The organism is Tetragenococcus muriaticus DSM 15685 (assembly GCF_000423785.1).
Taxonomy (GTDB): Bacteria; Bacillota; Bacilli; order Lactobacillales; family Enterococcaceae; genus Tetragenococcus; species Tetragenococcus muriaticus.
On sequence record NZ_AUIQ01000060.1, the window covers coordinates 1 to 11,302 of the forward strand.

10 protein-coding genes and 1 pseudogene are annotated in these 11,302 nt (G+C 36.9%); all 11 read left to right on the top strand.

Annotation, left to right across the window (positions count from 1 at the left end; all coding sequences use genetic code 11):
- Positions 1-688 precede the first annotated feature (688 nt).
- Positions 689-1,141 (top strand): GNAT family N-acetyltransferase, encoded by a 453-nt coding sequence (locus G577_RS0108655; protein ID WP_038027693.1) that lies wholly within the window; start codon positions 689-691, stop codon positions 1,139-1,141.
- A gap of 409 nt (positions 1,142-1,550) precedes the next feature.
- On the top strand, positions 1,551-4,364 hold the full coding sequence (locus G577_RS0108660) for a sigma-54-dependent transcriptional regulator (RefSeq protein ID WP_028790860.1): 2,814 nt from the start codon (positions 1,551-1,553) through the stop codon (positions 4,362-4,364).
- 184 nt (positions 4,365-4,548) lie between these two features.
- The gene (locus tag G577_RS0108665; RefSeq protein ID WP_028790861.1) at positions 4,549-5,043 is read left to right on the top strand and encodes a mannose/fructose/sorbose PTS transporter subunit IIB; all 495 of its coding nucleotides are present in this window, start codon (positions 4,549-4,551) and stop codon (positions 5,041-5,043) included.
- Between the two features lie 28 nt (positions 5,044-5,071).
- Positions 5,072-6,076, top strand: a complete 1,005-nt coding sequence (locus tag G577_RS0108670; protein WP_028790862.1) for a mannose/fructose/sorbose PTS transporter subunit IIA — start codon at positions 5,072-5,074, stop codon at positions 6,074-6,076.
- Positions 6,077-6,107: 31 nt separating this feature from the next.
- Positions 6,108-6,926 (top strand): PTS mannose/fructose/sorbose transporter subunit IIC, encoded by an 819-nt coding sequence (locus G577_RS0108675; RefSeq protein ID WP_028790863.1) that lies wholly within the window; start codon positions 6,108-6,110, stop codon positions 6,924-6,926.
- Positions 6,927-6,951: 25 nt separating this feature from the next.
- On the top strand, positions 6,952-7,869 hold the full coding sequence (locus tag G577_RS0108680; protein WP_028790864.1) for a PTS system mannose/fructose/sorbose family transporter subunit IID: 918 nt from the start codon (positions 6,952-6,954) through the stop codon (positions 7,867-7,869).
- 116 nt (positions 7,870-7,985) lie between these two features.
- A complete protein-coding gene (locus G577_RS0108685; RefSeq protein WP_028790865.1) occupies positions 7,986-8,366 on the top strand; it encodes a DUF956 family protein in 381 nt (126 codons plus the stop codon).
- A gap of 212 nt (positions 8,367-8,578) precedes the next feature.
- Entirely contained in the window at positions 8,579-9,205 is a 627-nt protein-coding gene (locus G577_RS0108690; protein WP_028790866.1) for an NfeD family protein, read from the top strand.
- Between the two features lie 4 nt (positions 9,206-9,209).
- Positions 9,210-10,187, top strand: a complete 978-nt coding sequence (gene floA, locus G577_RS0108695) for a flotillin-like protein FloA (protein ID WP_028790867.1) — start codon at positions 9,210-9,212, stop codon at positions 10,185-10,187.
- A 5-nt stretch (positions 10,188-10,192) separates the two neighbouring features.
- Complete coding sequence (locus G577_RS0108700) at positions 10,193-10,762, top strand: hypothetical protein (RefSeq protein WP_028790868.1); 570 nt, start codon at positions 10,193-10,195, stop codon at positions 10,760-10,762.
- A gap of 314 nt (positions 10,763-11,076) precedes the next feature.
- Positions 11,077-11,302 (top strand): annotated as a pseudogene (locus G577_RS0108705) (ISLre2-like element ISTeha1 family transposase); the annotation flags it as partial.

The following is an 11,302-nucleotide window of genomic DNA, read 5'->3' on the forward strand; positions in this document are numbered from 1 at the left end:
ATTGCGAACCATCGTCTGGAAGATGTGGAAGGTTCCCTACAAGAGACAATGGGGATTACAAAAGTTAGGTGTAAATAAGAGCTTAGCTAAACTAACATCGTACGCAGGAAACCACTACCAGTGGGTAGCTACCAAAACCTGTGTAAGAAGGGCAATAACTAAACAAAAACTAGGCCAAGCAGGCCTAGTCAGTTGTTTAGATTACTACCAATATAGACATAACATATATTCATAATGGAGTCGCCGGATACGGAACCGTATGTCCAGGTGACGTGAGAGGGCGATTGATTTCGCCCTACTCGATTAGTGTGAACTGAACCTTTGAATGCCATTTGTTAGAAATTGGAAATTTAGAACGCTTTTCGACCGATTTTGTTTTTTCACTTAGATGTGTGTAAGCAGAAGTAAATTTTTATGGCACATTTATTAACGAAATAGATAGAAAAATTTTAAAACATTCACTTGAATTAGGCTTGCGTCTATGTAAAGAAGAGATACTCTAAGAAATAAACTAATTGAAAAAGAAGTAAAGCTTTAGAAATTAGTTCTAGACTTTCTTCAATTTTATTTTCCGGAATAGGCTTGTCCTTCTAAAGTATCCATAGCTAATACAGGATTGGAATGATAATTTACAAGAATTGTTTGTTATGGTAATTTATAAAAAATTGAATACAAGGGAGACACGGGTATGGAGTTAAATTTTAGGGAGATTAAAAATGAAGATTTTACTAACTGTGCTGAAAATTTAGTGGTAGCATATAGTGGAGAGCCGTGGAATAATATATGGACTAAGAAAGAGGCGCTACTTAGAATTGAAGCTACAATGAGTGGCTTTAATGCTAGAGGATACGTGGTTGAAAAAAACGATAAAGTTATTGCAATGTGTTTAGGTAGAATTGACTATTATTTTAGCGATTGGAGTCAATTTTGTATTGATGAAATTAATGTAGTTCCTGGTTATCAAGGAAAAGGAGTTGGTAAAAAACTCTTAACCTTTGTTTCTGATATAATGAAAAATGATGAGATCAATAGTATTTTCCTTATCACAGGTGGAGAGCGAGCAGCTAAATTTTATAAAAGCAATGGGTTTGTAAAATCAAAAGATGGGATAATGATGGAATATGACCTACAGAAGGGTTAATAATAAAAAGTTAAAAATGAACTAATGCTTCACTAATTTTTCTGTTAGAAACTATTGTACAGCTTAATTTTATGTTATATGTAAGGTGCATATTCTAAAAAACTCAATAAATACATGTCAACGTGTACTAAAAAATCCAAATATAATACTCTAAAGTTTAATTAGACAATCTTAATGTGTATTTTTTATAATAGTATATTTTTCCAAAATGTTAGCGGAGTAGTCGCAGCTACTCCGCTTCATACTGTAACTTATTTTTCTCACTTGAGCCCCATGATTTTTTAATGGCATATTGAATGCTATTTGTTAGAAATTGGAAAAGACGAAAAAAAGAAGGTATAATAGAAAAAAGATGCTGTATGTTCGATAATAAAGCGATTACTAAAATGTTGAATCGAGGTGAAACGTATTGAATAAGAGAATGGAAAAGATTTATCAATATACCATACAAAAAAGTGACTCTAATTCATATGGCGAAGTAGCTGTTACTACAAATGAAATTGCTCAAGCGTTAGCTATTCAACGAAGTAATGCCAGTAAGGATTTAAACCAATTAGTACGCGCTGGAAAGTTGATTAAAACAGAAAGTCGGCCGGTGAAGTATTTATTAAACCAAGATATGCCTGTAGATCAGTATGTTGAAAGTTATAAACAAGAACGAGCTCCTCGAACAAAACAACAACCACAGCATGTACAGACCCCATTTATATCCAATGAAGATGTTTTTTCTAAAATTATTGGGATTAATGGTAGTATGAAAAATGCAGGAGAGCAAGCAAAAGCGGCTATTTTGTATCCGCCCAAGGGGTTAAATTGCTTAATAACTGGTCCCACAGGATCGGGCAAAACATATTTTGCACATGCGATGTTCCAGTTTGCAAAATCAAATAATGTTATTGAAGCTGACAAGGAACTAATTGTTTTTAATTGTGCTGATTATGCCAATAATCCAGAACTTTTGATGAGCCATTTATTTGGTTATGCTAAAGGAGCATTTACGGGAGCCGATGAAGAAAAAAAGGGAGTTATCGACCAAGCTAACCGTAGTATGCTCTTTCTAGATGAAATCCATCGTTTGCCTCCAGAAGGTCAAGAAATGATTTTTTACTTTATGGATCACGGAACGTATAGTCGTTTAGGAGAAACGGGAAAGCATCATTCTGCTGAAGTTCGAATTATTGGCGCAACGACTGAGGATCCTAACTCTAGCTTATTGGATACTTTTGTTCGACGAATACCGATTAATATTCAATTGCCTTCTTTTGGCTCACGCCCGGCTTTTGAAAAAGTTGATTTAGTAAAAGTCATGGTTTCTCATGAAGCTCATCGTATTCAACGGACAATTTCTTTAACTGAAGATGTGGTTAAAGCACTAATTGGTAGCGTTAGTTATGGTAATATCGGGCAATTAAAATCAAATGTTCAGTTAGTTTGCGCTAGAGGGTTTTTAAATCATATGCACGAAGAACAAATTGATATCTGGATTGAAGATGTGCCAGAAGGTATTCGTTCTGGTTTAATTCTTCTGGCTGATAATCGGGAAACTTCAACAGAACTTTCCCAAAACCTTGAGTCCAAATTAGTCATTCAACCAAATGAAGACAGTTTAAGTATTCAAACGGATTCTTATGAACTCCCTTATAATTTATATGATATTATTGGAGATAAAGCTGAACTATTGAAAGCTGATGGTATTGATCAAGAAACAATCAACCATTTTATTTCGACTGATATTAATGTTCATTTAAAGTCTTTTTATAAGGATCACGGATTTTCTTTCTATGCGGATAATAAGTTAAGTGAGTTTGTGGATCGGAAAATTATTGAATTAACAAATCGAATTTACTCCATGGTAACCAAACGCTTAGGAAGTGATTTTCAATCGAATTTTGTGTATGCGATGAGTCTACATATTAGTTCTTTTCTTAAAAAGCTACAATTAGGAGAAAAAAGAGAGGCCAATGACAATATAAGGGAAATGGTTACAGCTTATCCTGAAGAATTAAAACTAGCTCAAGATATCCGTGAATATATTGGAGAATGGTTTAGTCTCTCGATTCCAGAAAGTGAAATTTACTATTTAGCTGTTTTATTAGTCTCTTTGAGGAGTGCTTCACAAGTCGGGCGAATTGGTGTTGTTGTTGGTGCACATGGAAATAGTACAGCAACAAGTATGGTGGAAGTGGTTAAACAGTTACTAGATATCGATCAAGTAGCAGCAGTAGATATGCCCCTTGATATGCCGCCTAAAGTTGCTGTTGAAAAATTAAAACAAGCGGTACTTTCGGTTAATGAAGGTAGTGGCGTTTTATTATTAGTAGATATGGGCTCTTTAGTCACTTTTAACGAACAGATTCAAAGAGAAACTGGGGTGTTTGTGCACACCATTGATATGGTGACGACACCGTTAGTTTTAGAATCTGTGCGCAAAGCTTCGGTTTTTGGCACCAGTTTGGATGATCTTTATGAGTCATTAAAAAACTTTCACGGCTATAGTACTTTGGACTCATTGCCTGCGTCTTTGACAGAAAACCATTTGCCTAAAGCTATTCTTGCGATTTGTGCTTCGGGGGAAGGAACAGCGATTCATATTAAAGAAATGATTCAGTCTACTCTTGCTAAAAAACAAATGCCCGATATTGAAGTCCTTACGATTTCAGCAGTTGAACTAGAGCAAAGACTCCCTGAAATTCAAAAGCAGTACCAAGTGATTGCAGCAACCGGAGTGATGGACCCACAGCTGGCTGCTCCATTTATTACATTAGAAAATTTTATTACACAAAATACAGATGAATTAATTGATAAGCTTCTTTTGAATCATCAAGAATTAACCACGACAGAACCGGTAGAATTTAGTGACAGTAAAACAAAAGAAGTATGTTTAGATTATTTGGAAAAGAATTTTACCTTTCTAAACCCACAAAAACTCATTGATCCTTTACTACAATTTACTAAAGATATTATGGAAAATTGGCAAATAGAAAAGCAAGAACAAGGTTTTTTCATTAATTTTCTTTTACACGCTGCGGGTATGGTTGAGCGAGTGGTTTTACAACAACCATTAACAGCGACTGAAGAAGAAAAAGAGAATTTAAAAAATGATTCAGAATATGAAGCATTACATGTCCAAGTCTTATCTTTGAGTCGAGTGTTAAATCTTGTTTTTCCAAAAGCTGAAGAAGTTTATTTGCTAGATTTAATTGAACGTCAAATAGGAAAATGAGATTATTTAATACACTAAAAGATACACAACATATTGTGTATCTTTTAGTGTATTTTTTTAGTTTGTTTTAAAGAGCGCTATGACAACAGTGTATTATTTTGTTTTTGGCACATAAATTGCTACTAGAATAAAGGAGGAGGTGTATGGGCTAATAAATCAAGTAAATTAAGGAGGCGATCAAAGTTTGGAAATTCGTTTAGCACGTATCGATGACCGCTTAATTCATGGTCAGGTGACAACGTCATGGACCAAACGAACGGATATTAACCGCATTATTGTAGTTAGTGATACAGTTGCGTTCGATCATTTAAGTAAATTTCTTTTACAACAAGCGGCTCCGCCTGGTATTAATGCAAACGTTGTTACAGTGCAGAGAATGTTGGAAGCCTTCAATAGTCAATTGTTTAAAACGCAAAAAGTCATGCTCTTATTTACGAATCCGCAAGATGTAGAAAAATTGGTACGCGGCGGAATTCAATTAAAATCATTAAATATCGGTGGTATGCGTTTTGAAAATGGAAAGCAGATGATTACCAATTTTGTTTCGGTAAACGAAAAAGATCAAACTTCCTTTCACTTTTTGGCTAAACAAGGAATTGAACTAGAAGTTCGTAAAGTTCCAACGGATCGCAAAGTTAATTTGATTGATTTGTTGGATAAAAAAGAAAAAGCAAAGTAATCAAATTTGAAAATTAGGAGGTAAGAACATGGTAGGTATTGTCTTAGCAAGTCATGGTGATTTTGCTGAAGGTATTTTAGAGTCGGCAACAATGATTTTTGGCGAACAAGAAAATGTTGCAGCTTGTGTGTTAAAACCAAGTGAAGGCCCAGATGACATCAAAAAGAAGATGAATGAAGCGATTGATTCATTTGATGATCAAGATGAAGTTCTGTTTTTGATTGATCTGTGGGGTGGCACACCATTTAATCAAGCCAACAGTTTATATGAAGAACATAAAGACAAGTGGGCAATTGTAGCAGGTATGAATTTACCTATGGTCATTGAAGCTTATGCTTCCAGACTTTCAATGGATTCTGCTCAACAGATAGCATCTGCTATCATTCCTAGTGGAAAAGATGGGGTTAAAGTAAAACCAGAAGAGTTAGCTCCAGCTGAAAACGAGGATGCAGAAGAAGATGAATTAGGAGAGTTGGCAGAACCTAAAGGCTCTTTACCTGAAGGAACTGTTGTTGGTGATGGGAAAATAGAGTATGTATTAGCTCGTATTGATTCACGTCTTTTGCATGGTCAAGTTGCGACAAACTGGGCCAAAGCGACTAATCCTAACCGGATTATCGTAGTTAGTGATACTGTTGCTCAAGATAGTCTACGAAAAAGTTTAATCGAACAAGCGGCGCCACCAGGCGTAAAAGCAAACGTTGTACCAATTGAAAAAATGGTAGAAGTAGATAACGATCCTCGTTTTGGTAAGACAAGAGCCTTATTGCTTTTTGAAAATCCAGAAGATATGTTAAAAGCAATCGAGGGTGGCTTAAGTATTCATGAAGTAAATATTGGTTCTATGGCGCATTCCAAGGGGAAAGTTGTAGTAAACAATGTCATCTCAATGGATGAAAATGATATTGAATCATATGAACGTATGGAAGAGTTAGGTGTGAAGTTTGATGTCCGTAAAGTTCCAAGTGATTCGAGCGGTCGTTTGAACGACTTACTTAAAAAAGCAAAAGCAGGGTTGCAAAACGCTGGTTAAAAAAGAATAGAGATGAATTAGGAGGTTTATTATGTCAGATTTAAATGCAATTCAAATGATATTGGTCGTAATTGTTGCATTTTTTGCTGGTATGGATGGAATTTTGGACCAGTTCCAATTTCACCAACCATTAGTTGCATGTACATTAATTGGGCTTGTAACTGGCAATTTGGAAATTTCTGTTATGTTAGGTGGTTCCTTGCAAATGATTGCTTTAGGTTGGGCTAACGTTGGGGCAGCTATTGCTCCAGATGCTGCGTTGGCGTCTATTGCTTCTGCAATTATTCTTGTTTTAGGTGGCCAGGAACAAGCAGGTATTTCGACAGCGATTGCTGTTGCAATTCCTTTAGCTGTAGCAGGTCTATTTTTGACAATGATCGTTCGTACGCTTGCAGTCCCAGTTGTTCATGGTATGGACAAAGCGGCTGAATCAGGAAGTTATCGACAAATTGAATGGTTGCATGTTTTGGCCGTTTGTATGCAAGGGCTACGTATTGCTATTCCGGCTGGAGCCTTGTTATTTATTCCTGCAACGACTGTTCGTCAATTTTTGGAATCAATGCCAGATTGGTTAAATGAAGGTATGGAAATTGGTGGTGGCATGGTTGTTGCTGTTGGTTATGCAATGGTTATCAATATGATGTCTAGTCGTGAGGTATGGCCGTTCTTTATCTTAGGTTTTGCTATTGCGGCAGTTACTGATTTAACGTTGATCGCAATTGGTGCCATAGGTATTGCTTTAGCCCTTATTTATATTTCGCTTTCTAAACAAGGTGGTTCTTCCCAAGGCGGAAGTGGTAATAACGGCGGTTCTGGTGACCCTCTTGGCGATATACTCAATGACTACTAAAACTGATAAAAGGAGGAGATAACTCATGGCGGAAGAAAAAATTAAATTATCAAAAAGAGATCGTTTAAATGTTGCATGGCGTAATACCTTTACTCAAGGATCATGGAACTACGAACGGATGCAAAATGGTGGCTTTGTTTACGCAATGATTCCGGCAATTAAGAAATTATATTCAGATAAAGAAGATCGTAAACAAGCATTACAACGCCACTTGGAATTTTATAATACCCATCCATATTTGACAGCTCCTGTACTTGGTGTAACTTTAGCGATGGAAGAAGAACGTGCCGGTGGAGCTCCTATTGACGACGTTGCTATCCAAGGGGTTAAAGTTGGAATGATGGGACCCTTAGCAGGTGTTGGAGACCCAGTGTTTTGGTTTACTATTCGTCCAATGTTAGGAGCTCTAGGAGCCTCTTTAGCACTTGGCGGGAATATCATGGGACCAATTATTTTCTTTTTAGCTTGGAATATTATTCGTTGGGCTTTCTTATGGTACACTCAAGAGTTTGGTTATAGAGCAGGATCAGCGATTACTAATGATCTTTCAGGTGGTTTACTACAAGACGTGACACGAGGAGCCTCAATTTTAGGGATGTTTGTTTTGGCCTCACTGGTAGAACGGTGGGTGGATATCGACTTCCAGCCAGTTGTTTCAGAAACCCCTCTACAAGAAGGAGCCTATGTTGACTGGGACAGCCTTTCTATGACACCAGAAGGTTTGCAGACAGCCTTTCAACAAGTAGAAGAAGAGGGAAGAGCACTATCAAGTACTGAAGTAACAACACTACAAGATAACTTGGATGAATTAATCCCTGGACTAGCAGGTCTATTATTGACATTCTTATGTATGTGGTTACTACGTAAAAACGTTTCTCCTATTGTTATTATTCTTGGACTATTCGTTTTCGGTGTTGTTGGCCATGTAATTGGTCTATTATAAAATTAAGAAGAAAGGTAAAGCAGCTTTCGATGTATTGTTTTTTAAAGACGCTGCTTTGCCTTTTGTACATAAAATTGGTCATACTAAAGTAAAAGAGAGTCGAGGTGAGAAAGCGTATGGTAGAATCGTTAAATACGAAAGTAGATTTATCCGTTGATGCTACATCTTTTGTGGGACTAGCAAGATATGGAAAGATCATTATTGGCGATAACGCGTTTGAGTTTTATAACGAAAAAAATGCGCAAGATTACATTCAAATTCCTTGGAAAGAAGTTGACTATGTAGTTGCTAACGTATTGTTTAAAGGGAAATGGATCCCACGATATGCGATCGAAACCAAAAAAGATGGGACGTTTAATTTCGCCTCAAAAGATACAAAGAAAGTGCTAAGTGCCATGCGATCTTATGTTTCCTATGAGCGTATGGTTCAAGCTAATAGTTTTTTCAAGGTGATCAAAAGAGGCGTGCTTGGTTTTTGGAAGAGAAAGAAAAGCTAAATTCACGATCATTAGTTTAAAAGTTTAACTCGTAAAGTCAAAAGAGAAAGACTTTACGAGTTTTTCCATATATGTCTTCGTTCTAGCAGTAAAAGAGAAACTTACTGTAAAAAATGGGATACATAATTAATAAAACATGATATGATGAGTGTGTAAGTAATATGTAGGGTAACGTAAGAGGAGACTTTGTAGATTAAAGGAGGCAAAGAGCTATGGAAAGTTTATTGCTGACGATAGGATTCATTGGTTTAGCTTTAGCTGTTTTAACACCGCTTACTAAAGTTGCCTCGCTTGTGACGCTTGCCAGTTTTACTCTTTATTTTTATGTTATTGGAATAGAGAATTGGATACCTCTGGCGTTGTTTATTTTGGGGTTGCTTCTCATTGTTTTTGAAATTTTTATTCCCGAATTTGGCATAGCGGGGATTATAGGAGCAATTTTACTCATTGCCGGCTTATATTGGACAGTGGGAGACGTTATACAGACAGTTCGTGATTTAAGCATAGCGGTTGTATTTACCACAGGGTTGGTTGCTTATCTTGCTAAGAAAGGTTATTCATTGACAAATGTGAATAAACTTGTTTTACAGACAGATGTACCTTCAAGTAGTGATGATAAGGAAAAAAAACATAAGCCCAATCTTTATCCGGGATTAGTTGGAACTGCTCAAACGCCGTTGAGGCCCTCAGGCAAGGCGACATTTGGTGAAGAGGAAGGACCGACATTTGATGTACTAAGCAGTGAAGGATTCATATCTATAGGTGAAACGATAATTGTTGAACAAATTCAGGGGACAAAAGTTTTGGTAAGGAAGCAAAAAATGGAAAACGGGGGATAAATTTATGAATGAATTTCAATTTGGAGGCGGCTTTATTGGAGTGACGATTGCTGCCATAATAATTATTATTTTACTGGTCATCTTTTTAAGGTTTGTGCCAGTTGGACTATGGGTGACAGCCTACTTTTCAGGTGTGAAGGTAGGGATCGGGACGCTTGTAGGCATGCGCTTGCGTCGGGTGAACCCGCACAGAATTATACGCCCATTGATTAAAGCGACAAAAGCGGGGTTAACGCTTTCAACGAATCAACTAGAAGCTCACTTTTTAGCTGGTGGGAATGTAGATAGAGTGATTGACGCACTTATTGCTTCACAACGAGCAGAGATTGATTTAGAATTTGAAAAAGCTGCAGCGATTGATTTAGCAGGTCGTGACGTTTTTGAAGCTGTGCAAGTTTCCGTTAATCCTAAAGTTATTGAAACACCTAAAGTTGCCGCTGTAGCACAAAACGGTATTGAAATTATTGTAAAAGCTAAAGTGACTGTCCGCGCGAATATTGAACGTTTAGTTGGTGGTGCCGGAGAAGATACGATTATTGCTCGTGTAGGCGAAGGAATTGTTACAACGGTAGGTTCCTCTGAAAAACACGAAGAAGTTCTAGAAAACCCAGATTCGATGTCAAAAACGGTATTGAAAAAAGGACTTGATTCAGGGACTGCATTTGAAATTCTATCAATCGATATCGCAGATGTTGATGTAGGACGTAACATTGGAGCCCAATTACAAACCGATCAGTCTGAAGCAGATAAGAATATCGCACAAGCAAAAGCAGAAGAACGTCGTTCAATGGCTATTGCGCAAGAACAAGAAATGCGCGCTGAAGTAGTACAAGCAGAATCACAAGTACCATTAGCTATAGCAGAAGCCTTGCGACAAGGAAATCTTGGCGTTATGGATTATTATAAACTACAAAATGTGGACGCTGATACAAACATGAGAAAAACGATTTCTGGACAAGATCAGTCTGACGAAGAAGAGTGATGTTTATGTATACCCTTTTCGATTCAATCGTTGATTTTCTCGCCGATTTTACTCCAGCAGTATTTGTTTTGATTTTATTTGTCATAAAATCGATCGGAAAACGACGGAGGAGAAATCAAAAGAAAGAAAATAATCGTGGGACAGAACCTTCCAGCGTTTCAACGAGCAGCTTTCAAAATGAAGAAAAGAAAGGAGCTGCATCTCAATTGAAGAATGAGCGCCAGCAAACAGCTCAAGTAGAACAAGGAAAACAGAATAGAAATAGAAATAAACAACGTCAACGGCAAACGACGATAAATCAACGGAATGTAAAAAGTTCTGAACAAAACCAAGGTACACAAAATCAGAGAGAAATATCTCGTGCTCGTGACTTGTACAATAATCGTAATGTAAACAGGCCGCAGCGGCAGACAGAAAAGTTAAATAGAAAAAAGACATCTAACAATGGAAATAAAGTGTCTAAAAGCAAACAAGGAAAAAAAATTAGAATTGCTTTAAACAATCAAGAGTTGATGAATGCAATGGTTTATAAGGAGATAGTAGATAAGCCGGTATCTTTACGAGATGAAGAATAAGTGAAAAAGAAAGCTGTGACATAAGTTCTTTGGGTAATAAATATCCGAACGATATTTGTTGAGGTTTGTTCGTCGCTACAAATTTGCGACGAAGACTTGCTGGACCGCAGGAGCAAACTTCCTATCGTTCGGATATTTTTGTTTTATTTTTACTTATGTCACAGTTTCTTTTTCAGCAAATGAAATGAACTGTCTACGTGTGAAAAAGATTCTAAGTGTAAAATTTATTGAGGTTCCCTCTAGACGAATAAAAAAGAAACCGTTACTCTATTCATTGGGCTGTGACAGGCACTAATGAACAAAGGCGGTTTCTTATGGAATCTATTGTAACAGATTTAGTGGAAGTAATGAAGAAGGAAAGGAATTTTTTAGCAAGAGAAAGAGCTATGATGATCTTTTTTACGCAATTGATCACGACAATTACCCAACTAGCGTTTCAAACGCTTGATGAAGAAATTTGTGCGCAATGTAAGAAAGAAGGCTTTCGCGTCGATCGTAAAAGCGAGAGAACCATCACCTTTTTGTTTGGGACCGTGACCT

Coding starts and splice junctions, on each gene's coding strand:
- G577_RS0108700 (WP_028790868.1), top strand. CDS start 10,193: ATGTATACCCTTTTCGATTCAATCGTTGATTTTCTCGCCGATTTTACT.
- G577_RS0108680 (WP_028790864.1), top strand. CDS start 6,952: ATGGCGGAAGAAAAAATTAAATTATCAAAAAGAGATCGTTTAAATGTT.
- G577_RS0108675 (WP_028790863.1), top strand. CDS start 6,108: ATGTCAGATTTAAATGCAATTCAAATGATATTGGTCGTAATTGTTGCA.
- G577_RS0108685 (WP_028790865.1), top strand. CDS start 7,986: ATGGTAGAATCGTTAAATACGAAAGTAGATTTATCCGTTGATGCTACA.
- G577_RS0108690 (WP_028790866.1), top strand. CDS start 8,579: ATGGAAAGTTTATTGCTGACGATAGGATTCATTGGTTTAGCTTTAGCT.
- floA (WP_028790867.1), top strand. CDS start 9,210: ATGAATGAATTTCAATTTGGAGGCGGCTTTATTGGAGTGACGATTGCT.
- G577_RS0108670 (WP_028790862.1), top strand. CDS start 5,072: ATGGTAGGTATTGTCTTAGCAAGTCATGGTGATTTTGCTGAAGGTATT.
- G577_RS0108655 (WP_038027693.1), top strand. CDS start 689: ATGGAGTTAAATTTTAGGGAGATTAAAAATGAAGATTTTACTAACTGT.